Here is a 24,795-nt window from a genome sequence, read left to right on the forward strand (position 1 = left end):
GTGCGGGAGTTGTCTCAGTCCTCCCAGTCGGTGCAGGTCATGGTTCCGTCGAGCACTGCCGTGCCGAGCTCGGTTCCGTCGAATGTCACGCTCTCGTCGCCGATGTCGACGCCCTTGGGACGATTCGCCTTGAAGGGCCGTCCCTGACCGACCTTGACCATGACGAAGTCGGTGCCTTCGGCCTTGACCAGAGGCAGCTTATTGTTCGTCTTGCCGATGATGTGTCGGAGGCTGCCCGGCTTCCCGGAGCAGTAGACATCGGTGGGGTCGATCGTGATCGTCTTCTCCCCGGTGTCGAGCTTCAGGTGCGATTCCTCGGAATCGTCGGCCGAACCCGAGTCCTCGTCCGTGCTGGACGAATCGTCCGTGCCGGAGTCCTCGTCCGAGCCCTCGGTCGGGGCCTGCCGGCTGGGAGTCTCTTCGGCCGCTTCCGGGCTCTGGGACTGTGCGTCGTCGGTCGGAGCCTGCTCGGAGTCGTCCGAGGTGGAACCGGAGCATCCGCTGAGAGCGAGAAGACCGGCAAGGGCAACAGTGGTGATCGGTCTGATACGCATATCTCCATTATCGTCGACTGCCGAGGCCGCGAACCCCGGAATCGGGCACGCTCAACGTGTGATTGTGCACATGTCGGGCCGGCCGCCTCGGCGAGGGGTGGTGGGAGGTCAGCGTTCGGAACGGTACCGATCGACGGCGCGGCGGAGACGGTCGAGGCCGTCATCGATGCGGTCGGGCGTCGCCGAGGCGAAGCACAGGCGCAGCGCGTTCGAGAAGTTCCCGGCAGGGGAGAACGCGGGCCCGGGAATGTAGGCGACGCCTTCTTCGAGAGCGGTGGGCATGAGCTCTTCGGTGTTGATCGTCTCGTCGTCGAAGGTCACCCAGAGGAAGAATCCGCCGTCGGGATCGGTGGCTCGGATCTCGCCGGGGAAGAGTCGCTGAAGTCCTTCGGACATGGCGACCTTGCGCTCGCGATAGGCCTGACGCAGGACCTCGACGTGGGAGTCCGCGCCGCCTTCGGCCAGCCAGCGGGCGATGAGGTGCTGGTTGGGCACGGCCGCGCAGGAATCCATCGTCTGCTTCGCGTTGACGGCGAGTTCGCGGATCTCGGGGTCGACGTCGATCCAGCCCACGCGCAGTCCGGGGGCGACGAATTTCGAGAAGGTGCGGACGCCGAAGATGAGGGGATCGTTCGGGCTGAGATCGCTGAGCGCCGGCAGGGATTCGCCGGAGAAGCGGAGCATGCCGTACGGGTTGTCCTCGATGATGACCGAACGGTGACGGTGGGCGAAGGCGAGCAGCTGTTCGCGGCGGGGCAGGGACATCGTCACACCGGCAGGGTTCTGGAACGTCGGGACGGTGTAGATGACCTTCGGAGCGCGCCCGGTTCGTGCGGTGTGCTCTTCGAGGGCGTCGACCTGCATGCCGTCTTCGTCGACGGGGATCTCGAGGATCTCCGCCTCGTAGCTCATGGCTGTGGCCGAACCGTTCGTGTAGGTGGGGGATTCGCAGGCGACGAGGTCGCCGGGGCTGACGAAGAGTTTGAACCCGAGGTCGAGGCCCTGCATCCCGCCCGAGGTGATGAGCAGACGGTCGCGGTTGCCCTGCTGTTCGGGTGGGATCTGTCCGCTGGAGGCGAGGTAGTCGTGAAGCGCCTCGATGAGGATCGGTTCGCCCTTCGTCTCCCCGTAGGTGAAGTTCTCCGGAGAGAAGACCTCGCCGGCGATGCGTGCGAAGTCCTTCGCCGGCAGCATGTCCGGTGCGGGTGCCCCCATCCCGAATTTGACGATGTCGTGGTCGTACGCGGCCAGCAGAGTGGTGGAGGCATCGATGACGGACCCGATGAGCTTGTCGTGTCGGCTGGCGTACGGCAGCGAGAGATTCTGCGACGAAGGCGAAGGGTTCTGCGATGAACTCGTGGCCGGGTGCATTGAGGTGGTGGACATGAGCGACCTCCTTAGAGCGGTGATGCCCTGAAGTCGACTGCTCCGGCGACGTTCAGAAGGCTCCTGCCCGAACGACGTGATACGTGGGTGACTTCAGCATAGGGCCGGGTGACGTGGCGAACAAGGATGCTGGCGGTTCTGCGCAGTCGGCGGCGTCACGAGCGTCGAGGGAGTGAGTGGGAGAGTGTGCCAGGACGGGGCGCCAGGGGTGGCGCCGCCTCGGTGATCGGATGCTCCCGCTGGTGGTTGTGTCGGTGTGACCCAGTAGACTTAGCGCGTAATGACATCCCCTTTCACTTCGAGGTGAAGTACTCTCATGCCAGCAATCGTTGTCGTCGGCGCTCAGTGGGGCGACGAAGGTAAAGGTAAGACCACCGATATCCTCGGCACCAGCGTCGACTACGTGGTCAAGCCCAATGGTGGGAACAATGCCGGCCACACGGTTGTCGTCGGCGGCGAGAAGTACGAACTCAAGCTGCTGCCCGCAGGAATCCTCTCACCGAACGTCACCCCGGTCATCGGCAACGGCGTGGTCGTCAACCTCGAAGCACTCTTCGAAGAGATCGATGCCCTCGAATCCCGCGGTGCGGACACCTCGAAGCTGCGGGTCTCGGCCAACGCCCACCTCGTGGCTCCGTACCACCAGACGATGGACAAGGTGACCGAACGGTTCCTCGGCAAACGCGCCATCGGCACCACCGGGCGCGGCATCGGACCCGCCTACATGGACAAGATCGGGCGGCTGGGCATCCGCGTCCAGGACATCTTCGACGAGTCCATCCTGCGGCAGAAGATCGAGGGGTCGCTGCGGCAGAAGAACGAACTGCTCGTCAAGGTCTACAACCGCCGGGCCGTCTCCGTCGAGGAGATCGTCGAGTACTTCGAACCCTTCATCGAACGGCTGCGCCCCTACGTCGCCGAGACCGAGCTCATGCTCAACGAGGCGCTCGATCGCGGCGAGGTCGTCGTCATGGAAGGCGGCCAGGCGACGATGCTCGACGTCGACCACGGCACCTACCCGTTCGTCACCTCGTCGAACCCGACCGCCGGCGGCTCCTGCGTGGGCACCGGCATCGGACCGACCCGGATCAACCGAGTCGTCGGCATCGTCAAGGCCTACACCACACGTGTGGGCGCCGGTCCGTTCCCGACCGAACTCTTCGACGAGATGGGCGAATACCTGCAGAAGGCCGGCGGCGAATTCGGAGTCAACACCGGTCGCCCGCGCCGCTGCGGCTGGTACGACGCGGTCATCGCCCGCTACGCGGCACGCACCAACGGCTTCACCGACTATGTGCTCACGAAGCTCGACGTGCTCACCGGCATCGACCGGATCCCCGTCTGCGTGGGCTACGAAGTCGACGGGCAGCGTTTCGACGAGATGCCGATGTCCCAGACCGATTTCCACCACGCGAAGCCGGTCTTCGAATACTTCGACGGGTGGAGCGAGGACATCACCGCGGCTCGGACCTTCGACGACCTGCCGATCAATGCGCAGAAGTACGTGCTCGCGCTCGAGGAGATCTCGGGCTGCCGGATGTCGGTCATCGGCGTCGGCCCCGACCGCGAACAGTCGATCGTGCGCCACGATCTGTTGGACTGAGGGGCAACGGCCCGGTGGGGCAGGAAGCGCGTCTCGGACTGAGGGCAGGGCGCGCGTCGCTGTCTGAAAACGTGAGCACCTGAGGCACGTGACGAGTGAAGGGCGGGGTCGACAGTCATGTCGGCCCCGCCCTTCACTGAACTCCACCTTCGGCGGACATAATTTCTTCACTCTCAGGAATCTCATCTCATGTTCGCAAGATTCGTTGAGAATCGATATGGGAAAGTGCTAGCGTCTGAAACCATGTTTTCGCCGTCGCATACATGGTTGAGCGCTCTCGCTGACCGTCGTTCTCCTCTCGGCGCAGCTCGTGGGCTCGCGGCAATCGCAAGCGTTCTGCTCGTCGCTTCGACCACCGCATGCATGCCCGAAATCGACCGCGGGGAAGGGTTTCCACCGCCTCGGGTCACCGCGATCGCGGCAGGTTCCCCTGGCGGCGGCCTCGACCTGACGACTCGCATCACCAAGGACGGACTCGAAGACGCGGGTGTCGAAAGCTTCGTCACCATTGAGAACATGGGCGGAGGCGGTGGCAACCCTGCACGAGCGGCAGTTCTGCAACGGGAGAATGACGGGACGACGGTGGTGGTCGAGTCCAACCGTGTGCTCCTGTCGAACATCACCGGTACGACCGACATGTCGATCGACGACTTCACGCCGATTGCGCAGCTGACCACAGACTACGAGGTCTGGATGGTGAAGTCGGGGTCCGAATACGACTCAGCCGAGCAAGTGCTCGAACAGATCAAAGACGACCCGGGCAGCGTCGACTTCGGCATCGGCACCGTGCCCAGCGATGATCAGCTCAATGTCCTCCGACCCGCCGACGAATACGGAGTCGACGACCTCAGCGCACTGAATCTCGTGGCATTCTCCGACGGCGGTGACCTCAACAATGAACTCCTCGGCGGGCGCATCGATGTCGCCTCGACAGGAATGTCGGAGGCTGTGGAGCTGGTCGAAAGCGGGGACGTGGAGATCATCGCGGTCTCGGCCCCGGAACCCATCGAAGACGGTCCCGGCACAGGCGCGGCGACCTGGCACGACCTCGATATGGATATCACCATCAACCACTGGCGAGGAGTGTTCGGCCCGGCAGATATGCCCGAGGAGGCCGTCGCCTGGTGGCAGAAGGCGCTGAAGAAGGGCGTCGCTTCGGACGAATTCGTCAAACAGTCTGATGCACTCGGCATCAATCCCGCTTATCTGCCCGGCGACGAATGGCTGGAGACGGTGATCATGCCCGAGGAAGAAGAATCGCGAGAAGTGCTGGAGAAGGTAGGACTGAGCAAATGAGTTCCGAAGCCCAGGCTGACGGTCCGGCAGCCGTCGAAGGCCCGGAGACCGCTGCTGAGATCGAGCCGGGCAGCACAGCTGCGTCGAAGACCATCGCTGCAGTCGTCTTCTTGGGGCTGGCACTCTTCTATCTCATCAACGCTCTCCTGTTGCCGAGTGTCGAAGGCGAAGACGGAATCGGCCCCAAGACGTTCCCTGTCGTCGTCGGCATCGTGCTCGTAGGCACCACAGCGCTCGGCCTGTTCTCATTGCTGCGAGGAAAGGGCGAAACCAGACCTGAGACCGGCATCGAGCTGGTTCGAGTGCTCACGTGCATCGTTCTCTTCGCACTGTTCACAGTATCGATCTTCCTCATCGGATTCGCCGAGGCGGCTGCGGTCTTCTCTGTGCTCACGACGACGCTCGTCTTCGGAGTTCGACTCAGACCGCTCAAAGCGGTCTGGGTGCTCGTCCTCGGACTCGTCATCGGAATGATCCTCTTCCTCGTCTTCGATGTCTGGCTGAACGTGCTGCTTCCAGTCGGCTGGCTCGAGTACCTCGTGTTCGGAGGGCTGAACCTATGAATACCCTGTCAGATCTGTTGAGCGCTCTGGGAACGATCACCACGTCACCGACGCTGCTGCTCGTCATCCTCCTCGGAGTCATCCTCGGTACGGTCGCGGGTCTGCTTCCCGGTGTCGGCCCCTCGACGGCGATCGCGCTGCTGCTTCCAGTGGCGATGACCGTGCCACCCGAGCTGTCGCTGCCACTCATGGTTTCCCTCTACCTCGGTGCCGAATACGGAGGGCGCATCTCTGCGATCCTCCTGAACATCCCCGGCGATCCGGGCGCGATCATGACCACCCTCGATGGTCACCCGATGGCGTTGAAGGGAAAAGCGGCAAGTGCGCTGTCGATTTCAGCACTGGCCTCGTTCCTCGGCAGCATCCTTGCATTCCTCGGACTCGCGTTCATCGCCGGTCCCATGTCGGAGATGGGGTTGGCCTTCGGACCGGCCGTCTACTTCGCGGTAGTCGTCATGGCTCTCGTCCTCAGTGCCACTCTTGTCGGCTCAGCGCCGATGCTCGGTCTCACCGCAGTCGTCATCGGGGTGGCCATCTCCACGGTGGGAATCGAGCTGCAGTCAGGGCTTCCGCGCTTCACCTTCGGCACGTTCACACTCCTCGAAGGCATCGATCCGATTGTGGCGATCATCGGCGTGTTCGGCATCGGTGAAATCCTCGCGAGCACGAACATGGGCATGAACTCGCAAGCGGTCAAAGGTCTGTCGGGGCGGTTCCTTCCTACCAAGGCCGAACTCAGACAGGGAACGCTGCCGGGCATCCGAGGGTCGATCATCGGTTTCATCGCCGGTGTTCTCCCCGGAGCGGGAACAACCATCGCGGCGTTCTTCTCCTATGGGCTCGAAAAGCGTCTCGCCCCTGCTTCGGCAGGAATGGGAAAGGGAGCTGTCAGGGGGCTGGTCGCACCAGAGGCAGCAAACAATGCTGCGGTTTCCGGATCAATGGTTCCGCTGCTGACCCTGGGAATTCCCGGTTCAGGTACGACCGCAGTGCTGCTGGCCTATCTCATGATGTACGGGCTCAACCCGGGGCCGGGTTTCTTCGATGCCAATCCGGAACTGGGCTGGACGATTGTCGGAGCGCTCTTCATCAGTGCGATCCTCGGCGTCGTCGTCAATATCAGTGCTTCGTCTCTGCTCGCAAAGATTTTGGCCATTCCGATGCCCTTCATGGCACCGACGATCCTCATGTTGGCTCTCATCTCCTGCTACAGCATCCACAACTCCGCGACAGACGTGTACATTGCTCTGGCGTTCGGCGTTCTCGGCTATGTCATGCGTCTCGTCGGCATGTCTCCGGCGCTGCTCGTGATCGGCTTGGTCCTCGGCGAGATGCTCGAGCGGAACCTGCAGCAGGCGCTCGGCCTCTCCGGCGGCAACTTCTGGACCATGATCTCTCAGCCGTTGGTGCTGCTGTTCCTCGCCATCGCCGTCCTCGCACTGCTGACGGCCCTGCCGTGGAAGAAGATGGTGGGCACGAAGACCAGTGCCGATCATCAGCCAGCGAACGAACGACGCTGATGATTCGGTGCACTGATCTTCTCAGAACCTCAGTCCAGGTGCTGGTGGGTGGCCACTGCCAGACGGTTCCAGACATTGATGGCTGAAACGGCCATGAGCAGTTCGACCATCTCCTGTTCGGAGAACACCGCCGAGGCGGCCGCCCACGTGTCATCGGAGACGCCGTCGGAGATGCGCGTGACCTCTTCGGTCAGGCGCAACGCGGCCTGCTCGCGGTCGGAGTAGACGGAGGCGGCTTCGTGCCATCCGGCAAGGACATCGACCTTGACCTGGTCGACCTGGGCCTTGCGGGCTTCGCCGGCATGCATGTTCAAGCAGTACGCGCAGCCGTTGAGCTGTGAAGCACGCAGTTTGATGAGCGAGAGCAGACCCTCGCCGAGACTGCCGCTGTGGATGTACTTCTCCATCGCCACCAGCGGCTGGTAGGCATTCTTGTCGACAGCTTGGATGTTGAGACGCTGAGTGTCCGACATGTTCGTCATCTTCTTCTCTTTTGTGTGTTTCTTCTTTGCCTCCGCGGAGGGAACTCCTCGGAGAGGTGTCAGGCTCTGCGACCACCGAAGCACAGCAGCTGAGTCTGCGCATCGGCATCGGCCGGCGGAGTGATCTTGGCGGCGAAGAATCCTGGGGCGCGAATTGCATCGTCATACGGACGCAGCGCGTCGAGGACTGCGTGGCAGGAGGACTCGTCGAGGTTCTCATCCTGGCCGGTCGCGTGCGCAAGGTCCCAGGTGTGGAACAGTGTGTCACCGCAGAGCAGGGTGTCGGACAGCTGAGCGAACGTCATCGCGCCCAGTGGTGACTCCACCTGGGTGTCTGCGATGTCAGGGTTGATGAGAGCCTGAACGGCAGCTTCCCTCGCCTGAGCGAAACGAGCGATGAGCTCGGTGCCGGCTTCTGGTGCGAAGGACTGTCCGGCCACAGCGAGTATTGATCTGTGGGAACCGAGGACATGTTCGACGAGTTCTTCGACGGTCCAATCGGGACAGCTCGGAACGGTCTTCTGCCAATCATCGGAACCGATGCCGAGCATCCGGGCTTCGAACTCATCGGAAATGGCAGTGTATCGATCTGTGCTTCCAGACATGTTTCGACCATATACCCGCATCCGGTCCGCTGTCAGGAGAGAACAGACCCTCGTCGGTCTGCGTTCCCGGTGAAACGGAGTTCAGCTGCGAAGGTCGCGGATGGCCTCGATTCCTCCGTCGTACGCTGCGGAGATGTCAACGAGGTCGATCCGATCCGGCAGATCTCCGGCGGCCTGATGTTTGAGCATGAATACCACGGTGGCCCGTGCGGTGGCTTCGTCATTGCCCAGCACACCGTCGGAGACGTCCTCGGCATCGGAGAGGATGAGCACGATCTCCTCCGTTCCGGTATCCGTATGGATGCTGGCCAGGAACTCTCCGGTGTCCTGCAGTTCGATGTCGATGTCCTCTTCAGCCATTCCGACCTCCTACGATGCGGCGCGAACGACGACTCTCTTCTCAGCATAGACCTCCTCGGCAAGCACTTGGGTCGAGGGTGGGAAGGTGGCATTGTGGCAGGCAGACCACCGAAATTCGCAGCAGGGGAGGGACGACCATGAACCAGAACGCACGCCTGACCGAAGCGGCCTACCAGGGTTCCGCACTCGACGTCGACAAAGACTTCTATGGACGGATCGGGAAGGACACGGACAACCGGGAGATCGTCGACGAATTCACGGTGCCGATCCGCTCGGGACAGGCGTGGGACATCTCCGCCGGACATGTGTGTCGGATCTCGACCGTCGAAGGCCCGCAGGTCGGGGACCTCAACCTGTGGAATCGCCATGACCCCAGGGAGCGCTTCTGGGCAGGCAGGACCCGGCAGCTGCAAGCCGCGCATGTGTCCACCTTCGATCGGCTGTGGTCGACGCTGCCGTTCCTCCGCCCCATGGCCACGATCGTCAGCGACACCCTTGCCGACTACGGCACCGACGCCGAAGGTGGTCGGCTGCATGACACCTTGGGCACCCGTTGCGACCCCTATGTCTCACAGATGCTGAGCGGAGTCGCCTTCGACTATCACTGCCACTCCAACCTGGTCCGGGCCGTCCTGCCCTATGGCCTCACGGAGTTCGACGTCCACGATGTGCTCAATGTCTTCCAGTGCACAGGGCTGAACGACAACGACGAATACTTCATGAAGACCTGTCCGGCGACACCCGGTGACCACTTCGAGTTCTTCGCCGAACAGGATCTGCTCGCAGCCCTGTCGACCTGCCCGGGAGGAGACCTGTCCGCACCGATGTTCGGTGAGGACAACGAGGACCCGGTGGACAACTGCCACCCGCTCAAGGTCACGGTCTACCGGCTGGCGGAGGGCCTCCTCGGCGAGTGGACGGAACCGCAGTCACCGCGATATCGGGGACAGCACGGACTGAAGCCGCAGGTCTGGGGCAGCTGAGCGGATATCCAGGAACACGCGGCGGCCGCAGTCGATGGAAACCGCGGCCGCCACCGAGTCAGGCGGCGGGCGCAATCGTTCGAGGCCGTGGCCACGTAGCATGTGAACATGACTGGACACGGTGGTCCGGGCCTGTCGAGGATGACAACGGTCCGATACGCGCTCGGCTCGCTGGGCACCGGCGGCTTCGCCACCCTGCCCGGCCTCGTGCTCATCTACTACCTCACCGACGCCCTCGGCGTCTCCGCGCTCGCCGCGGGTGCTGTCATCACACTGGCGAAGGTGTGGGACGTCCTCATCGACCCGATCATCGGCGGGCTCAGCGACCGCGCCCTGCAGTCGAAGGGCACTCGTCGCGGCCCGATGATCCTCGGCGCCATCGGCCTGCCCTTCGCCTTCATCGCCACATTCTCCGTCCCACCTGGCCTGCCGCCGGCCGCCGCAATGGTCTGGGTCTTCATCTCCTTCCTCCTCGCCGCCACCTGCTTCTCCCTGTTCCAAGTGCCCTATATCGCCCTGCCGGCCGAACTCACCCCACGCTATTCGGCTCGCACCCACCTGCTGACCTGGCGCGTCGTCGTGCTTACCGCCGCCATCCTCATCTTCGGCGGGGGAGGCCCGGAGATCCGCGGCCTCGTCGACAACCCGTACCTGGGGTACTTCGCCATGGCCGTGGCCGCCGGCGTCCTCCTCTTCATCGGCACCTGGGCGGCCACGACGATCGTGCCGGTCAGCCGCTGCGAGGGCGCACTCGCTCAACCGGTGGGCGAATACACGCGCACACCGGGCATCCCGGTGCTCGAGCACTATCGCAGCGGCTGGCGCACGCTCAGGGACAGCCAACACTTCCGCGCGCTCCTGGCCACCTTCGTCATCCAAGGGCTGACCACCGGTCTCATGCTCGCCGCGGCCCAGTTCGTCGCCCGCTGGCTGCTCGGTGACGAAGGGGCGGTGACGCTGCTCTTCGTCAGTCTCATCGCCCCGGCGCTCCTCGTCGCCCCTGTGTGGAAATCCGTGGCCGGCCGCCTCGGCAAAGAACGCGCCTTCGTCATCGCCAGCGCACTCTTCCTCGCGGCCAACCTCGCCTCCATCCCGCTGATCTGGGCCCCCGGCTATTGGATCATCGCCCCGATCGTCCTCGCCGGTGCCGCCTATGCGGGCATGCAGACCCTGCCGATGGCGATGCTGCCCGATGTCATCTCCGTCGACGCCCGCACCCACGGCGATCGGGCAGGCGTCTTCGGTGGAGTCTGGACAGCCGGGGAGACCACCGGAATGGCGCTCGGGTCGACCGTGCTCACGATCGTCCTGGCCGTCACCGGCTACATCGAATCCACTGCCGAGGTCACCGTCGCCCAGCCGGCAGCGGCCCTGCTGGGCATTGCACTGGCGTTCTCGCTCATTCCGGCACTGCTCATGGTTGCCAGCTTGGTGACCTTGGCCCGGTACCGACTGCGCAAGGATGAGGTCGACCGTGAGTGATCAGCCGCGCCGCCATGGGGAACCGGCCGGGCCGCCTCGGCGCGGGCCCCTCGATCCACGGGCCGAGGAGATCCTCGCAACGCTCAGCCGGATGCGCACCGCCGACGCCCCCACCCACGGTGGGCGGGTCCTGTCCTATGTCTACGACCCCGGTCACGAGGTCATCGACACGTTGGCTGGGGCGGCGATGGAATCCGCCCGCCCCCTCAACGGGCTCGACCCGCTGACTTTCCCCTCGATCGCGCGGATGGAGAAGGACCTCGTCCGCTTCGCCGCCGGAATCACCGGCGGGACCCGGGGGAAGGTGTTCGGTTCGGTCACCAGCGGCGGCACCGAGTCCTGCCTGCTCGCCGTGAAAACCGCCCGCGACCTCTGGCGGCAGCAGAATCCGCACTCGGCTCGCCGGCCGCGGCTGCTCACCTCGGTGACGGTGCATGCCGCCTTCCAGAAGGCGGCGGCGCTGTTCGACCTCGATTGGGATCCCGTTCCGGTGCCCGCCGACGGCCGGGTGCGTCCCGGTGAGATCATCGACCGCCTCGATGACGATGTCGCCCTCGTCGTGCTCTCGGCACCGGCCTACCCGACCGGAGCGATCGACCCCATCGCCGAGGTGGCCGGCCGCACCCGTGAACGCGGGCTGTCGCTGCACGTCGACGCCTGCTTCGGGGGACTGGCACTGCCGTGGTGGTCGGGTACGCAGCCGTGGAACTTCGCGGTGCCCGGCGTCACGAGCATCTCCGCGGACTTCCACAAGTACGGGTACGCGCCGAAGGGCGTTTCTGTGCTGTTGCACCGCGGCCGCCGCCGGCACCGCGCACAGTTCTTCGCGACGAGCTCCTGGCCGGCCTATCCCGTGGTCAACCCGACGCTGCTGGGGTCGAAGTCGGCATCCCCGCTGGCCGCAGCCTGGGCGGTCATCAATTATCTGGGGCAGGTCGGTTACGCCGAGGCGGTCGCCTCCTGCCGCCGGACCACCGAGGCGATCATCGCCGCGGTCGAGAACATCGACGGCCTGACCGTGTGGGGACGGCCCACCGGGCCGGCGCTCGCCCTCATCGCGGACCCATCCGTGCCCGCCGGACGCCGGGTCGATCCGCATCGCCTGGCCGACGAGGTGCGGACGGCGGGGTTCATGCTCCAGCACCAGCCAGGCTACGCCCAGTCCGACGGCACGTCTCTGCCCCGCAGCGTCCACCTCACCATCACCCCGGTCACGGAGACTGTGATGCCCGATCTGCTGGCAGCCGTCTCCGGCTCGGCCGATCGGGTGCGGGGAAAGAGACCGCACTCGGCGGCATCGATTGCGAGGATCGCACGGGCGCTCTATCCACGGGGCAATCGGCCGAGCCCGGCGATGTGCGCCCTGCTGCTCAGGCTCGCAGGCACCGGCGGTGGTGTTCCCGGCAGGCTCGGGCCGCTCATGGCGCTCATCGAAGCCCTGCCGACGGCCGTGACCGAGGCGCTGCTGACCGAGCTGCTCGCCCGCGCCAGCGAAGACTGAGTCGACGAACGCAGGGACTGAGCTCCACGGTCCGGCTCACACCAGCGACTGCTGATACTTCCCCGGACTTATCCCGACCAAGGAGGTGAACGCGAGGATGAACGAGCCGGGGTTCGCCCACCCGCATTCGGCGGCAGTGTCATAGACGCTCATCCCGTCGGCCAGTCGCAGCAGCGCACGGTGGACCCGCAGCTCGGCCCTCCACTGGCGGAAGGTCATCCCCGTCTCCTGCTGGAACAGGCGGGACAGCGTCCGCTCACTCGCGCCGACCCGGTGACCGAGTTCAGCCAGGGAGACGGGGGTCGACAGATCCTCCTCGACAAGCTTCGTTACGGCCAGGAGTCGATCATCGTGCGGTTCGGGCAGGTGCAGCGGCTGTTCGCCGGTGGCCGAGAGCTCATCGATGACGACGAGGCGCAGGCGCTCCGTGCTCGCCTTCTCCCGCCGTCTGGGCCCGGTGAGTGCGAGCATCGCCTCCCTGGCCAGCGGCGTCGTCGCCAGCACCGCCGGATGCGGCACCAGTGATGTGGCCATCGACTCGGGCAGGAAGACGACGCGCATGTCGGTCGCCCCATGTGCGCGGTGCTGATGTTCGAACTCCGCGGGCACCCAGACGACGCGATTGGACGGAGCGATCCACGAGCCGTCCCTCGTCACCAGCGACAGCACGCCGGTCGCCGGGTAGACCAGGTGGCCGAGCGCATGGGTGTGGGCCGGGGTGCGCTCATCGTGGCCGAGCAGGTGGATGAGTTCCGGACTGAGCGATTCGTGGCTGAATTTGTTCATCTGCCGTCAGTTTAACGGTTCCCCGCCGAGGCGGTTCGCGATTGAATGGTCGAGCACTGACCGACTGCGCGACGACGAAGGACGAAATGAAGAGATCCGACCCGAATGCGAACGAGGAGCTCTCCCTCACCGAGCACGGCACCACGCTCACCGATCCACCTCAGCGGAGGATGACGAGCGGACGGGGCAGAATCTCTCTGCTCGTCCTGGGCGCCGGGCTCATCCTCATCGGTCTCAACCTGCGCATCGGCGTCGCCTCGGTCGGGCCGGTGCTCGGTGACATCCTCGGCGATCTTCACCTGAGTGCGACGGTGGGGAGTCTGCTGACGACGATCCCGGTCTTCGCCTTCGGCGCGTTCGCGTTCCTCACTCCGGGACTCACGCGCCGATTCGGCGTGCACCGGGTGCTCGGCCTCGTCATGATCATCCTCGCCGCCGGCATTGCTCTGCGTCTGCAGCCGAGCCTGCTGGCGCTGTTCTCCGGAACGGTGCTCGTGGGCGCGGCGATCGCCGTCGGCAACGTCCTGCTGCCCACGGCGATCAAGAGCGATTTCGCCCACCGGGTGGGCCTGATGATGGGCCTGTACTCGACGGCTCTGTTCCTCGGCGCCTCGGCGGCCTCGGGCCTGACCGTCCCGCTGCTGCCGATCGTCGGCGGCTCCTGGCGCTGGGCTCTGGGGATCTGGGCTGTCCCCGCGGTGCTGGCCGCACTGCTGTGGATCCCGCAGATGCGTCGGCGCCCCGGCCGCCTCGCAGGGACGGTCGCCGGCCATGACGGTGCAGCAGACGCTGCCAGCGAAGCCGGTGAACCGCCGTTCCGCTCGATACTGACCGACCCGATCGCCTGGGCGGTCACCGGCTTCATGGGGCTGCAGTCGATGAGCTACTACGCCGCGCTGACCTGGGTGCCCTCGATCCTGCAGGACAGCGGGATGCCCGCCGACGAAGCAGGCTGGATGCTGTCCTTCTCCGCATTCCCGGCGATCATCACCTGCCTCTTCGCCCCTGCGGCAGCGCAACGGCTGCGGCCGCGCTGGCTCGGTGTTGCTGCCGCCTTCGTCCTCACTGCTGCGGGGTTTGCCGGGCTGCTGGTGGCTCCCACGGGCGGCGCCTATGTGTGGATGACGCTGCTCGGTCTGGGACAGGGTGCGACGATCAGTCTGTCGCTGTCCTATATCGTGTGGCGCTCGCCCGACGCCCACCACACCGGGCACGTGTCGACGATGGCGCAGGGCTTCGGCTACCTCTTCGCCGGCCTCGGTCCCATCGGCATCGGCTGGCTGCACACAGTGACCGGGTCCTGGACCGTCCCGCTCATCACCTTGCTGGTGATGCTCGTGGTCCAGCTGGTCATCGGCGGTTTCGCCAGCCAGGACAGACACATTCGGGCACGTGGCGCGCATTCTCGCGAGGTCGTGCTGCGCGGGTGAGTCGTCGCAGCCGGCAGGATGTGGGAGGGCCCTCGCCGAGGAGGCGGGCATACACTGGGTGCATGTCTGCGGCATCCGGCGACGACCTCACCCGCAGCCCGCATCCGCGTCTGCGGCCCTATGTCGGCGACTACGTCGGCTACGACATCTCAGGCGTCCCCGCGGGGACGCACCTGGGCCTGCCCTCGGGGGCGATGACCTTCATCGTCTCGATCGGCCGGCCGCTGCGCCAATCGGATCCGGAGACCGGAGACGTCGAGGACTTCGACGTCCTGCTGGCGGGGCTTCATCTGCGGGCGACGCACATCCGGCACAACGGCACGATGGCCGGAATCCAGATCAATTTCACGCCTTTCGCTCCGCGGGTGTTCTTCGCAATGCCGGCGGTCGACTTCGCCCACCGCACCTACGACCTCGGCGAGGTCTCGGCTCCGATCGCCGCCGAGCTCCATGAGCGCGTCAACGACGCGACGAGCTGGTCCGCTCGGTTCGATGCCATCGACGAGGTGCTGCTGCGGGTCGTCGATGAGGAAGCGCAGCCTCGAGCGGAGGTGTTCGAATCATGGCGGGAGATGGCGGCCAGCCGTGGACGGCTTCCGGTCTCACTCCTCGCCGATCGCATCGGGTGGAGCAGACGGCATCTCAACGCCCAGTTCCGTGCCGAGTTCGGCATCGGGGTCAAGGAGGCAGCCCGTGTCATGCGCTTCGATCGTGCCCGGAGGATGATCGACCCTCCTGTTGCTTCGCTGGCCGAGATCGCGACGGTGTGCGGCTATGCCGACCAATCTCATCTCAACCGCGATTTCAAGATACTGACCGGAACGAGTCCTCGACAGTGGCTGAAAGAGGATCCGATCGTCAGCGGCGGCAGTTCCCATTTGTCCAAGACCTCGCCGAGGCGGTCGATCCACGATAGAGGGGTAACGGGCAGCAGAGAGCTGTCCGTTGAGGATCGAACTCTAGGAGCTGACATGTCGAATGGAACCGCAGCGAACATCTGGCCGACGTTCCGCTATCGGGACGCGAAGGCCGCAATCGCCTTCCTGTGCGAGGCCTTCGGATTCGAGGTCGTGGTCGAGTACACGAACGCCGAGGATTCGCAACGGGTCGACCACGCCGAACTGGCCTGGCCCCAAGGCGGGGGAATCATGCTCGGCTCGGTCCGCGATGACGGGGGAGTGATGACGAAGACCGGTGTCGCCTCCGGCTCGGTCTACATCGCAACGGACCGTGTCGAGGAGCTTTACCGTCGTGCGATCAGTGCCGGGGCCACCGAAGTCGTGGGCTTGACCGAACAGGACTACGGGTCACTCGACTTCAGCGTCCAGGACCCCGAGGGCGTGCTCTGGAACTTCGGCACGTATCGGGGTGCTGGGAGGCAGTGATCACTCCACCCGCGCGCTGACTCCCTCGGCCCAGCGGTAGGGGCGGGTGGCGAGCAGTGCACCGATCGATCGTCGCAGCCTGGACACCTCGGCGCGTACCGTGACCAGCCGGTCGGAGTCACCGTAGAGCGTCCGGCTGAGTTCTGCGGCACTGATGCCGGCTGTCCCCGCCGAGGTGACCGCCTCGAGGATCTGTGCGTGGCGGGGCGTAAGCGGAACGGTCAGCGGATCCGCCCCTGAGTGGACCTCGAGCACGGCAGGGTCGGAAGAGAGCCGGAGCACCACTGCCGCCTGGCGGTCTCCGGAGGGCCGGAGCAGCCAGCCTCCGGTGATCCTCTCGGGCAGGCAGAGTCCGGCTCCCGGGATGAGGATCGTGCGGTCCGGTGAGGGCACCTCGATTCGGTCGCGGCTCCTCACCCCCTGCTGGTAGGCGACCCAGCCGGCGTCGTCGACGACCAGAGCAGGACCCTGAGAGCCCTGCAGCATCGTCGACATGCGATCACGGAGGTTCGACAGCTGTTCCTGCTGGATGATCAGCAGCCGCGCTTCGGCGAGACGAACAGCGGTGTTGACCAGGGTCTGCACCGTCGGATGCAGAGTCAGTGCAGGACCGCTGATGTCGACGATTCCCAGCAAAGTGCCGTCGGTGGGGTCATGGATCGGAACCGCGCTGCAGTACCACGGGTGCTGTGAGGATTCGAAGTGTTCGGCAGAGAACAGCTGCACGGGCGATTCCTCAGCCAAGGCCGTGCCGATGGCGTTCGTCCCGACGACCGATTCCGACCAGTGCGCACCCTCGACGAAGCCCAGACCATCGGCCTGACGGCGTGCGACGGTGGCTCCATCGCGCCAGAGGATGACACCCTCGGCATCGGTGACGACGAGGATAAAGGTCGCGGCGTCCGGAGCCTGGAGGAGCACTGTCTTCATCTCGTCGATGATCAGGCGCAGCTTCGACCGCTGCCTGCGTGCCTCGACATCCGCCTCGGCGGCGACGAGCCTCCGGTTGCCGCCTGCAGGATCGAGGCCCAGGCGCAGCATCCGATCCCACGAGCGCTTGACGAGCGCGCGCGGTTGCACCGGCGGCGAACCACCGGTGATCACGGCATCGTGAATGCGTGTCAGATCCCTGGCGAGGTGTGCCAGGTCGGGCTGAGGCATGTCTTGAGTATAGGGGCGGTCCTCGCGCATGGCCATGCAACTTGATGCAACTCTTCCTTCCGGGGCCGGCCGCACATAGCTTGGACTCACACAGCTCAACGAAGAGGAGTGATCATGACAACGACGATCGAACGCCGGCAGCTGACTGCAGACGACATCGCCACCGAGTGGTTGAACGAATTCGAATCGGCTCTGCGGGCCCGGGATATCCCGGCCGCGGCTGGACTGTTCGCCACGGCCAGCTACTGGAGAGACCTGGTGTCCTTCACCTGGAACCTCAAGACCGTGGAGAACCCCGAAGGGGTCACCGACCTGCTGACGCACAACCTCGAGCGCGTCTCGCCCATGAACTTCGAACTCAGCGAACCCGCCGCGGAAGCAGATGGGGTGACCGAAGCCTGGTTCACCTTCACCACCTCGGTGGGGCGGGGCAAGGGACTCGTCCGTCTCATCGACGAGGACGGCACCAAAGCGTGGACCGTCCTGACCTCACTGCAGGAAATCGCCGGACACGAAGAGCCGCGCGGCACCCGCCGCATCATGGGCGCGGAGCACGGAGTCGATCCCGAGCGGAAGAGCTGGTCGGAGAAACTCGCCGAGGAGGACGCCTCCTGGGGAAAGACCGCCGACCCGTACATCCTCGTCGTCGGCGGGGGACAGGGCGGAATCGCTCTGGGCGCTCGCCTTCGCCAGCTTGGAGTTCCCGCCCTCGTCGTCGACCGGTGGGAGCGGCCGGGCGACCAGTGGAGGTCACGGTACAAGTCGCTGTGCCTGCACGATCCTGTCTGGTACGACCACCTGCCGTACCTGAAATTCCCGGACAACTGGCCGGTGTTCGCACCGAAGGACAAGATCGCGGATTGGCTGGAGTTCTACACCAAGGTGATGGAGATCCCGTACTGGTCCTCGACGACGGCCAGCTCGGCGAGCTATGACGAAGACGCCGGTCAGTGGACGGTCGACGTCGAGCGGAACGGGGAGAAGCTCACGCTGCGCCCCACTCACCTGGTCATGGCCACCGGCATGTCGGGCAAACCGAACATCCCCACGTTCCCTGGCGCTGACGTGTTCAAGGGCGAGCAGCAGCATTCTTCGCAGCATCCCGGCCCCGATGCCTACGCGGGCAAGAAGGTCGTCGTCATCGGGAGCAACAATTCGGCCTTCGACATCTGCGGCGCACTGTATGAGAACGATGTCGACGTCACCATGGTGCAGCGTTCGAGCACGCACATCGTCAAGAGCGATTCGCTCGTGGATATCGCGATGGGGGACCTGTATTCCGAGCGCGCGTTGGCCAAAGGTGTGACGACGGAGAAGGCGGATCTCATCTTCGCCTCGCTGCCTTACCGGATCATGCACGAGTTCCAGATCCCGCTCTACGACCAGATCAAGGAACGCGACAAGGACTTCTACCAGCGGATGGAGAACGCCGGGTTCGAACTCGACTTCGGTGATGACGAATCCGGGCTCTTCCTCAAGTATCTGCGCCGCGGCTCCGGCTACTACATCGACGTGGGATCCGCCGAGCTCGTCGCCGACGGCAAGGTGAAGCTCGTCAAGGGGCAAGTCGACCACCTGACCGAGAACTCAGTGGTTCTCGATGACGGCACCGAGCTGACTGCCGACCTCGTCGTCTATGCCACCGGCTACGGCTCGATGAACGGGTGGGTGGCAGACCTCGTCGACCAGGAGACGGCCGACAAAGTCGGCAAGTGCTGGGGATTGGGCTCGAACACCGCGAAGGACCCCGGCCCGTGGGAAGGCGAAGAGCGCAATATGTGGAAGCCCACGCAGCAGGAGAACCTGTGGTTCATGGGCGGCAACCTCCACCAGTCGCGGCACTACTCGCTCTACCTGGCCCTGCAGCTCAAGGCCCGTCACGAAGGGATCGGCACCCCTGTCTACGGGCTGCAGGAGGTGCACCACCTGAGCTGAGGTGCGGTCGACGGCCGCGGCCCGCGCGGCAGAGGGCATGGGCTGATTCTGCTGGGCAGGATCAGCCCATGCCCTCTGTCCACGCCGGGGCACCCTGGGGGCGCAGCGCTAAGGAGCCGGACGACTCAAGCGGCTCACAGACCGAGGCGGGCGAGGACGTTCTTGACATGCCCGAGTGCCTCGTCCTGGGAGAGTCCGAAATTCTGGTTGAAGTACATGCCATCTCCGATGAGTTGGATGGTCATTGCCAGAGCGGGGTCGCCGAGGTGGTCGTTGAGGACGTCGAACCACGCCTCGCGGGTCTTTCGCAGAGCGGTCTTCGCCTCGTCATGCTCTTGGGCGAGACGACCGGCGGCGATGAGGCTCTGATCGAGAGGGGTGCCGATCTCCGCCGAGGTCTCGAGGTAGTAGAGGTGGAGTCGGTCGCCGGCGGCTTTCATGGCTTCGACATCCTCGGCGACGAGGTGTTCGAGCCGCTCCAGACTTCCCTTGATGAGCGCGGCCTTCGACCCGAAATGATAGAGCAATCCACCCTTGGAGACACCGGCCTTCGCGGCCACTGCGTCCAGCGTCGCGCCAGCGGTGCCGAATTCGTCGAGGAGGGATTCGAAGGCGTCGAGCAGCCTCTCCTTGGTCTCGGTGGGATTGCGTGCCATGCTCACGAGCCTAGTCGATCAGGCCAGAGACTCAGCGCCGCCGAGGTCTCTGCGGTCGCGGACGTCGTCCCGAAGTTCCGCAGCGCAGCGGAGGAGTTCGGCGGCGACCTGTTCGTGCTCGTCATCGAATCTGGGCTGGGGCATCGATATGCTCATGGCGATTCGTGCACCGAAGACTTCGAAGCCCGGAACGGTCGCGGCGACACAGCAGCGGCCCTGCACGACCTCCCCGTATTCCACGGCATAGCCGCGCTCGCTCACCTCGACGAGGTCGGTTCTCAGGCCGGAGAGGGTGTGGATGGTCGAGTCCGTCAGCTGGCGAAGGGCGGCAGCATCACCGAAGAGGTCCGCGGTCTTCGACCAGTCGAGTTCGGACAGCAGCGCCTTTCCGATCGCCGTCGCGTGGGCGGGAAGGCGTTTACCCACGTGGGAGAGGGCAACGACGGAATTGCGCCCCTCTTCTCTCATCAGATAGCGAACCTCCGGGCCCTCGAGACGTCCCACGCTCACCGTCTCTCCGAAGCGCTCGCTCAGCTGACCCATCTGACGCCGGATGCTCTCCTGAAATGGGATCGCCCGCTGGTATGCGCCTCCGATCTCTCCGGCGGCCGGACCCAGCCGGAACCAGATGCTTCCCTGCTGCTCGTACTCCTCGAGGAAGTCGCGAGTGACCAGGCTCTTGGCGGTGCGGTAGACCAGGGATCTGTTGTGCCCGGTCAGTGTCGAGAGCTGACCGGCATTGAGTCTGGTCTCACTGCGCGCGACTGCGAGAAGGACATCGGCGGCACACACCGCGGCGGGTGCGCGGTACTTGCTGTCGTCGGCGGTTGCCACGGATGCTCCTTCGCAGATTCGGTTGAAGTCTCGCAGAGATCCTATCGGGCGAGCAGATCGTGTGCTGTGTTCGCCGCATGCACCGCGGCATTCGCCATGAGGCTCGAATCTGATCCGACGGCGATTGCGGTGAAGCCGAGGTCGACGAATCCTTCGACGGCGGCGGCCGTGCCTGCGAGGATTCCCGCGGCGATTCCGTTGTCCGCCGCAGCCTCGACCACCCGGGAACACGCCGCGGCGAAAGCAGGATCCTCCACGGCCGGGGCTGCTCCGATCGAGGAGGAGAGGTCGCGGGGCCCGACGAAGAGCACGTCGACGCCTTCGATCGCCGCGATGGAATCCACATTCTGCAGAGCCTCAGCGGATTCGATCTGGACGAGAGCCAGCGGCTGCGGCACATTCTCGAAATAGTCCCTGACCAGCCCATATCCTGCGGCCGAGTGGTAGGTGGCGACCCCGCGATCGCCCTCCGGCGGGTAGCTCAGGTGACTGAGGAAGGCGGCGACGTCCTCGGGGGTGTCCAGCCTCGGCGCCATGATTCCATCAGCGCCGAGATCCAGTGCTCGGGAACAGCGGATGCGATCGGGCATGGACACTCGAACGATGCTCAGCGCTCCGAACCGGGCGGCGGTGTGCGTCTGGGCATTGAGCTGCGCTTCGCCGCCGGCCCCGTGCTCGAGGTCGATGAGGAGCCATTCGAATCCCGCCCGGGCACAGACTTCCGTCGCCGGAATCGATCCCAGACCGACGAACGTTCCGACCGCTGCCTCGCGGTTGCGCAGCGCTTGGACCGATGCCGCCCTCCGATCCTCCGCGCTCGTCACAGTCTCCAATTCCGTACTCCTTTGTGCCGGGGCCTCACCGATGTCCGTCTTGACGGTCTCGGATCCGCTCAATAGGGTTATTCATATAGAGACTACCAGTTCATATGTGAACATACCCGATCGGTATCGGACCGATACATGCGGCATCAGTCAAAGGAGACTTCAGCACATGGACGAATGGCAGGCGATTCTCGGCCTCCTCATCATCGTGGTCGCGATGATCTCTTTCATCCTCGAGAAGATTCCGATCGCGATCACCGCGGTCGGGGCCTCGTTGCTGATGGTGGCGATCGGGGCGCTGAGCTTCGAGGACTCATACGTCAAATTCGGCAGCACCGCGACGGTCTTCACCGCGTGCATGATGGTCGTCGGCAGCGCCCTGTTCAATACAGGGGTCATCGACCTTGTGGTCAAGTGGTTCCAGCGCAGCCGGGTCGAACGCAATCCGCGACTGCTCGTCGCTGCAATCACCCTCGTCACCGCCTGCCTGTCGGCGTTCCTGAGCAACAGCGCCGTCGTCGCGATTTTCCTGCCGCTCATCGGCATCCTCGCGGCCCGCGCCACGACGAAACTGAATGTGCAGCTTCTGGCGATCTCCGCCGGCATCGGAGCGGCCATCGGCGGTATCGCCACCCTCGCCGGTTCGACCGCGCAGCTCGTCACTCAGGACATCCTCATGGAGACTGAGGGCGCCCGCCCCATGGGCATGTTCACTCTCAGCGCCGTGGGCGGACCGCTGATCATCATCACCGTGGTCTACATGGCCACTCTGGGCTACCGCATCGGCACGCGAGTTCTCGCCGGCCGCGGCGAGGTCGACCTGGTCGGGATCGACTCGGAAGAGCTGCCTGATGCCGAAAGACAGCACCGTTCTGCCGATTCGCAGGCGAACTCCACCCGTGCCGGTGTCGCGCGATCCGGCGGGGCTGGGGGTGCGACGGCGACGATGGTCGAGGACGAGTCCCCGGCCGCCTCGGTGAATTGGCGGATGCCGTTCTCGCTCGGCGTCCTCATCCTCATGATCGTCGGATTCTCCATCGGCATCGCCGATATCGCGACAGTTGCCATGGTCGGAGCCCTCGTGCTCATCGCCACCGGATGCCTGCCGTTCACGGAAGCGCTCAAGCGCATCGACTGGAACACGATCATCATCCTCAGTGCGGCTCAGGCCTTCGGCGCCGGTCTCACCCAGTCGGGCGGCGGACAGCTCGTGGCCGACTGGATCACCGGCCTCCTCGGCGGGATCTCGGGGGAGTGGCTGATCCTGCTGTTCCTGTGCATGGTGTCCATGATTCTGACGAATTTCGCCTCGAACGTCGCTCTCACAGCGATGTTCGTGCCCATCGGAATGTCGGTGGCGGCCTCGGTCGGTGCCGACCCGACCAGCTGGGCGATCGCCATCACGCTGGCCTGCAACATCGCAGTCTTCACTCCGATCGGGACACCGTGCATGACTCAGACTCTCGTGGCGAAGCTGCGCTACACCGACTACATCAAGATCGGACTGCCGCTTGCGGTGATCCTCACGGTGGCTACGGCCCTGCTGTCATTGGTCGTCTATCCGTGACAGGGTCGATGGGGATGCCCGAGCCGGAAGCGGTCGAGTCAGAGACGGCCGACGCTTTTGCCGCGGATTCCGGAAACGGGCCGGCCGAGACAACACCGACCAGCAGGAGACGAGACAGGGAGAGTGCAATGACGAAGGAACCCACAGAGCTGCGCAGCCATCGGTGGTTCGGTGTCAACGATCTGCGGTCGTTCGGGCACCGTTCTCGCATCAAGCAGCTCGGGTACTCGGAGGAGGACTTCGTCGGCAAGCCGGTCATCGGCATCATCAATACCTACAACGACATCAGCCCGTGCCACGGCCACTTCCCGCAGCGGGTCGAAGAGATCAAGCGCGGCATCTTCCAAGCGGGCGGCTTCCCGCTCGAGTTGCCGGCGATCGGACTGTCTGAGAACTTCCAGAAGCCGACGACGATGCTCTATCGCAACCTCCTGGCCATGGAGGCCGAAGAGCTGCTGAGGTCCTACCCCATCGACGGCACCGTGCTCATGGGCGGCTGCGACAAGACGACGCCCGGGCTCCTCATGGGAGCCATCAGCATGGACATCCCCGCCGTCTACTTCCCCTCGGGGCCGATGATGAGCGGATGTTGGAAGGGTCAGACGCTCGGCAGCGGATCGGACGTGTGGAAGTACTGGGATGAACTCCGTGCCGGCAACATCTCCGAGTGCGAATGGAAGGGGATGGAGAGCGGCATTGCCCGAACGCCCGGCCACTGCATGACGATGGGTACGGCCTCGACCATGACGGCCATTGCCGAAGTGCTCGGATTCTCGCTGCCCGGAGCCTCGTCGATCCCCGCCGTGATGGCGGACCAATCGCGCCTCGCCGCCGCCAGCGGACGGCTAGCCGTCGACGCGGTGTGGAACGACCGCACGCCGTCGACGATCATGTCCGCCGAGGCGGTCCACAATGCATCTGTGGTCGCCCTGGCCATGGGCGGATCGACGAATGCCATCGTCCACCTCGTCGCCATGGGCAGACGCGCAGGACTCGACACGACGAACGAACTGTTCGACGAGCTCGCCCAGCGCGTCCCGCTGCTGGCCAATATCCGCCCGGCCGGGGACCACCTCATGCAGGACTTCTACGATGCCGGAGGGATCCTCGGTCTGCTCAACCGCCTGCAGGACCTTCTCCACCTCGACGCGCCGATCATCACCGGGGGAGTCCTCGGCGACGAGGTCGAAGGCGCAGAGGTCCACGACGACGATGTCATCCGGGGCATCGACACCCCCGTGTCCACGGTCCCGGCGCTGCGGGTGCTGCGCGGCAACCTGTGCCCGGACGGGGCGGTCATCAAACCGGCCTCGATGGACCCGGAGAAGCTCACTCATACGGGCACTGCACTCGTGTTCGACTCCTACCGCGAGTACAAGGCGCAGATCGATGATCCGGCCCTCGAGGTCGACGAGAACACGGTCCTCATCCTCCGCGGGTCCGGGCCGGTCGGCGCGCCGGGCATGCCCGAATGGGGCATGATGCCCCTGCCGAAGAAGCTCGTCGAGCAGGGGGTGCGCGATATGGTCCGCATCTCCGATGCCCGAATGTCAGGCACCAGCTACGGCACCTGCATCCTCCACGTCGCCCCGGAATCCGCGGTGGGTGGGCCGTTGGCAGCCGTGCGCACGGGCGACCGCATCGAACTCGATGTTGCTGCGGGGACCATCAATGCCCAAGTCGACGAGGCGGAATGGGCCGAACGGCTCAGGCGGATCGCACCGCTGCCGCTGGGCCGCGAGCGGGGCTATCTGGGCCTCTACCGCCGTCACGTGAACCAGGCCGATCAGGGCTGCGACTTCGATTTCCTCGCCGGTGTCGGAAACCCGGAGCCCGAGATCCTGTGAGCCTCCCACACATGTGCCATAGGATTGTCGAACTG

The 24,795-nt window shown here is 64.9% G+C and carries 22 protein-coding genes; 12 read left to right on the forward strand and 10 right to left on the reverse strand.

Going from position 1 to position 24,795, the window contains the following annotated elements:
- Positions 1-14 precede the first annotated feature (14 nt).
- Positions 15-554, reverse strand: a complete 540-nt coding sequence (locus ACPUD7_RS10185) for a hypothetical protein (protein WP_425119818.1) — start codon at positions 552-554, stop codon at positions 15-17.
- 108 nt (positions 555-662) lie between these two features.
- Positions 663-1,940, reverse strand: a complete 1,278-nt coding sequence (locus ACPUD7_RS10190; protein ID WP_240690090.1) for a PLP-dependent aminotransferase family protein — start codon at positions 1,938-1,940, stop codon at positions 663-665.
- 316 nt (positions 1,941-2,256) lie between these two features.
- Between ACPUD7_RS10190 and ACPUD7_RS10195 the strand changes: the two genes are divergently transcribed.
- The 4 genes from ACPUD7_RS10195 to ACPUD7_RS10210 all read left to right on the forward strand — a co-directional run bounded on the left by ACPUD7_RS10195 (position 2,257) and on the right by ACPUD7_RS10210 (position 6,922).
- Positions 2,257-3,543: an adenylosuccinate synthase gene (locus tag ACPUD7_RS10195; RefSeq protein WP_135542272.1), complete on the forward strand. Its 1,287-nt coding sequence runs from the start codon at positions 2,257-2,259 to the stop codon at positions 3,541-3,543.
- 363 nt (positions 3,544-3,906) lie between these two features.
- Positions 3,907-4,839 carry a Bug family tripartite tricarboxylate transporter substrate binding protein gene (locus tag ACPUD7_RS10200; RefSeq protein WP_167854494.1) on the forward strand — a complete coding sequence of 311 codons (933 nt, stop codon included), beginning with the start codon at positions 3,907-3,909 and terminating at the stop codon, positions 4,837-4,839.
- Complete coding sequence (locus ACPUD7_RS10205) at positions 4,836-5,402, forward strand: tripartite tricarboxylate transporter TctB family protein (protein WP_425119819.1); 567 nt, start codon at positions 4,836-4,838, stop codon at positions 5,400-5,402. The genes ACPUD7_RS10200 and ACPUD7_RS10205 overlap by 4 nt, the downstream gene beginning before the upstream one ends.
- Positions 5,399-6,922, forward strand: coding sequence for a tripartite tricarboxylate transporter permease (locus ACPUD7_RS10210; RefSeq protein WP_425119820.1), 1,524 nt, complete (start codon positions 5,399-5,401; stop codon positions 6,920-6,922). The genes ACPUD7_RS10205 and ACPUD7_RS10210 overlap by 4 nt, the downstream gene beginning before the upstream one ends.
- Positions 6,923-6,951: 29 nt before the next feature.
- Here ACPUD7_RS10210 and ACPUD7_RS10215 read toward each other — a convergent pair whose 3' ends face one another.
- From ACPUD7_RS10215 to ACPUD7_RS10225, 3 genes are all read right to left on the reverse strand, one after another.
- Positions 6,952-7,404, reverse strand: coding sequence for a carboxymuconolactone decarboxylase family protein (locus tag ACPUD7_RS10215; RefSeq protein WP_205683399.1), 453 nt, complete (start codon positions 7,402-7,404; stop codon positions 6,952-6,954).
- Between the two features lie 59 nt (positions 7,405-7,463).
- Positions 7,464-8,009 carry a TIGR03086 family metal-binding protein gene (locus ACPUD7_RS10220; protein ID WP_425119821.1) on the reverse strand — a complete coding sequence of 182 codons (546 nt, stop codon included), beginning with the start codon at positions 8,007-8,009 and terminating at the stop codon, positions 7,464-7,466.
- Between the two features lie 81 nt (positions 8,010-8,090).
- Positions 8,091-8,369 carry a hypothetical protein gene (locus ACPUD7_RS10225; protein WP_425119822.1) on the reverse strand — a complete coding sequence of 93 codons (279 nt, stop codon included), beginning with the start codon at positions 8,367-8,369 and terminating at the stop codon, positions 8,091-8,093.
- Between the two features lie 137 nt (positions 8,370-8,506).
- Here ACPUD7_RS10225 and ACPUD7_RS10230 point away from each other — a divergent pair, with 137 nt between their 5' ends.
- The 3 genes from ACPUD7_RS10230 (at position 8,507) to ACPUD7_RS10240 (ending at position 12,335) form a co-directional block, all read left to right on the forward strand.
- Positions 8,507-9,352 carry an urea carboxylase-associated family protein gene (locus tag ACPUD7_RS10230; RefSeq protein ID WP_425119823.1) on the forward strand — a complete coding sequence of 282 codons (846 nt, stop codon included), beginning with the start codon at positions 8,507-8,509 and terminating at the stop codon, positions 9,350-9,352.
- Positions 9,353-9,460: 108 nt separating this feature from the next.
- Complete coding sequence (locus tag ACPUD7_RS10235; RefSeq protein WP_425119824.1) at positions 9,461-10,834, forward strand: MFS transporter; 1,374 nt, start codon at positions 9,461-9,463, stop codon at positions 10,832-10,834.
- On the forward strand, positions 10,827-12,335 hold the full coding sequence (locus tag ACPUD7_RS10240; protein ID WP_425119825.1) for a pyridoxal phosphate-dependent decarboxylase family protein: 1,509 nt from the start codon (positions 10,827-10,829) through the stop codon (positions 12,333-12,335). Before ACPUD7_RS10235 ends, ACPUD7_RS10240 begins: the two co-directional genes overlap by 8 nt.
- A 36-nt stretch (positions 12,336-12,371) precedes the next feature.
- Here the strand turns inward: ACPUD7_RS10240 and ACPUD7_RS10245 are convergent, their stop codons facing one another.
- Positions 12,372-13,121, reverse strand: a complete 750-nt coding sequence (locus tag ACPUD7_RS10245) for an AraC family transcriptional regulator (protein ID WP_425119826.1) — start codon at positions 13,119-13,121, stop codon at positions 12,372-12,374.
- An 86-nt stretch (positions 13,122-13,207) separates the two neighbouring features.
- Here ACPUD7_RS10245 and ACPUD7_RS10250 point away from each other — a divergent pair, with 86 nt between their 5' ends.
- Both ACPUD7_RS10250 and ACPUD7_RS10255 read left to right on the forward strand, forming a co-directional pair.
- Positions 13,208-14,551, forward strand: coding sequence for a CynX/NimT family MFS transporter (locus tag ACPUD7_RS10250; RefSeq protein ID WP_425119827.1), 1,344 nt, complete (start codon positions 13,208-13,210; stop codon positions 14,549-14,551).
- A gap of 62 nt (positions 14,552-14,613) precedes the next feature.
- Entirely contained in the window at positions 14,614-15,936 is a 1,323-nt protein-coding gene (locus ACPUD7_RS10255; RefSeq protein ID WP_240690085.1) for a helix-turn-helix domain-containing protein, read from the forward strand.
- Here the strand turns inward: ACPUD7_RS10255 and ACPUD7_RS10260 are convergent, their stop codons facing one another.
- On the reverse strand, positions 15,937-17,097 hold the full coding sequence (locus tag ACPUD7_RS10260) for a GAF domain-containing protein (protein WP_240690083.1): 1,161 nt from the start codon (positions 17,095-17,097) through the stop codon (positions 15,937-15,939).
- A gap of 114 nt (positions 17,098-17,211) precedes the next feature.
- Here ACPUD7_RS10260 and ACPUD7_RS10265 point away from each other — a divergent pair, with 114 nt between their 5' ends.
- Positions 17,212-19,032 carry a flavin-containing monooxygenase gene (locus ACPUD7_RS10265; RefSeq protein WP_425119828.1) on the forward strand — a complete coding sequence of 607 codons (1,821 nt, stop codon included), beginning with the start codon at positions 17,212-17,214 and terminating at the stop codon, positions 19,030-19,032.
- Between the two features lie 134 nt (positions 19,033-19,166).
- Here the strand turns inward: ACPUD7_RS10265 and ACPUD7_RS10270 are convergent, their stop codons facing one another.
- From ACPUD7_RS10270 to ACPUD7_RS10280, 3 genes are read right to left on the reverse strand one after another with little or no spacing between them, the layout of a single operon-like run.
- Positions 19,167-19,688 carry a TetR/AcrR family transcriptional regulator gene (locus tag ACPUD7_RS10270; RefSeq protein WP_425119829.1) on the reverse strand — a complete coding sequence of 174 codons (522 nt, stop codon included), beginning with the start codon at positions 19,686-19,688 and terminating at the stop codon, positions 19,167-19,169.
- 18 nt (positions 19,689-19,706) lie between these two features.
- A complete protein-coding gene (locus tag ACPUD7_RS10275; protein ID WP_425119830.1) occupies positions 19,707-20,522 on the reverse strand; it encodes an IclR family transcriptional regulator in 816 nt (271 codons plus the stop codon).
- Between the two features lie 41 nt (positions 20,523-20,563).
- On the reverse strand, positions 20,564-21,346 hold the full coding sequence (locus tag ACPUD7_RS10280; protein ID WP_425119853.1) for an HpcH/HpaI aldolase family protein: 783 nt from the start codon (positions 21,344-21,346) through the stop codon (positions 20,564-20,566).
- 169 nt (positions 21,347-21,515) lie between these two features.
- Here ACPUD7_RS10280 and ACPUD7_RS10285 point away from each other — a divergent pair, with 169 nt between their 5' ends.
- Complete coding sequence (locus ACPUD7_RS10285; RefSeq protein ID WP_425119831.1) at positions 21,516-22,913, forward strand: SLC13 family permease; 1,398 nt, start codon at positions 21,516-21,518, stop codon at positions 22,911-22,913.
- A gap of 128 nt (positions 22,914-23,041) precedes the next feature.
- Positions 23,042-24,760 carry an L-arabinonate dehydratase gene (gene araD, locus ACPUD7_RS10290; RefSeq protein WP_425119832.1) on the forward strand — a complete coding sequence of 573 codons (1,719 nt, stop codon included), beginning with the start codon at positions 23,042-23,044 and terminating at the stop codon, positions 24,758-24,760.
- Positions 24,761-24,795: the final 35 nt, after the last annotated feature.

This window comes from Brevibacterium sp. FAM 24630, from assembly GCF_049804075.1.
Classification (GTDB): domain Bacteria; phylum Actinomycetota; class Actinomycetes; order Actinomycetales; family Brevibacteriaceae; genus Brevibacterium.

Coding starts and splice junctions, on each gene's coding strand:
- ACPUD7_RS10245 (WP_425119826.1), bottom strand. CDS start 13,121: ATGAACAAATTCAGCCACGAATCGCTCAGTCCGGAACTCATCCACCTG.
- ACPUD7_RS10200 (WP_167854494.1), top strand. CDS start 3,907: ATGCCCGAAATCGACCGCGGGGAAGGGTTTCCACCGCCTCGGGTCACC.
- ACPUD7_RS10255 (WP_240690085.1), top strand. CDS start 14,614: ATGTCTGCGGCATCCGGCGACGACCTCACCCGCAGCCCGCATCCGCGT.
- ACPUD7_RS10185 (WP_425119818.1), bottom strand. CDS start 554: ATGCGTATCAGACCGATCACCACTGTTGCCCTTGCCGGTCTTCTCGCT.
- ACPUD7_RS10215 (WP_205683399.1), bottom strand. CDS start 7,404: ATGACGAACATGTCGGACACTCAGCGTCTCAACATCCAAGCTGTCGAC.
- ACPUD7_RS10270 (WP_425119829.1), bottom strand. CDS start 19,688: ATGGCACGCAATCCCACCGAGACCAAGGAGAGGCTGCTCGACGCCTTC.
- ACPUD7_RS10285 (WP_425119831.1), top strand. CDS start 21,516: ATGGACGAATGGCAGGCGATTCTCGGCCTCCTCATCATCGTGGTCGCG.
- ACPUD7_RS10225 (WP_425119822.1), bottom strand. CDS start 8,369: ATGGCTGAAGAGGACATCGACATCGAACTGCAGGACACCGGAGAGTTC.
- ACPUD7_RS10260 (WP_240690083.1), bottom strand. CDS start 17,097: ATGCCTCAGCCCGACCTGGCACACCTCGCCAGGGATCTGACACGCATT.
- ACPUD7_RS10265 (WP_425119828.1), top strand. CDS start 17,212: ATGACAACGACGATCGAACGCCGGCAGCTGACTGCAGACGACATCGCC.
- ACPUD7_RS10195 (WP_135542272.1), top strand. CDS start 2,257: ATGCCAGCAATCGTTGTCGTCGGCGCTCAGTGGGGCGACGAAGGTAAA.
- ACPUD7_RS10210 (WP_425119820.1), top strand. CDS start 5,399: ATGAATACCCTGTCAGATCTGTTGAGCGCTCTGGGAACGATCACCACG.
- araD (WP_425119832.1), top strand. CDS start 23,042: ATGACGAAGGAACCCACAGAGCTGCGCAGCCATCGGTGGTTCGGTGTC.
- ACPUD7_RS10230 (WP_425119823.1), top strand. CDS start 8,507: ATGAACCAGAACGCACGCCTGACCGAAGCGGCCTACCAGGGTTCCGCA.
- ACPUD7_RS10220 (WP_425119821.1), bottom strand. CDS start 8,009: ATGTCTGGAAGCACAGATCGATACACTGCCATTTCCGATGAGTTCGAA.
- ACPUD7_RS10190 (WP_240690090.1), bottom strand. CDS start 1,940: ATGTCCACCACCTCAATGCACCCGGCCACGAGTTCATCGCAGAACCCT.
- ACPUD7_RS10250 (WP_425119827.1), top strand. CDS start 13,208: ATGAAGAGATCCGACCCGAATGCGAACGAGGAGCTCTCCCTCACCGAG.
- ACPUD7_RS10235 (WP_425119824.1), top strand. CDS start 9,461: ATGACTGGACACGGTGGTCCGGGCCTGTCGAGGATGACAACGGTCCGA.
- ACPUD7_RS10205 (WP_425119819.1), top strand. CDS start 4,836: ATGAGTTCCGAAGCCCAGGCTGACGGTCCGGCAGCCGTCGAAGGCCCG.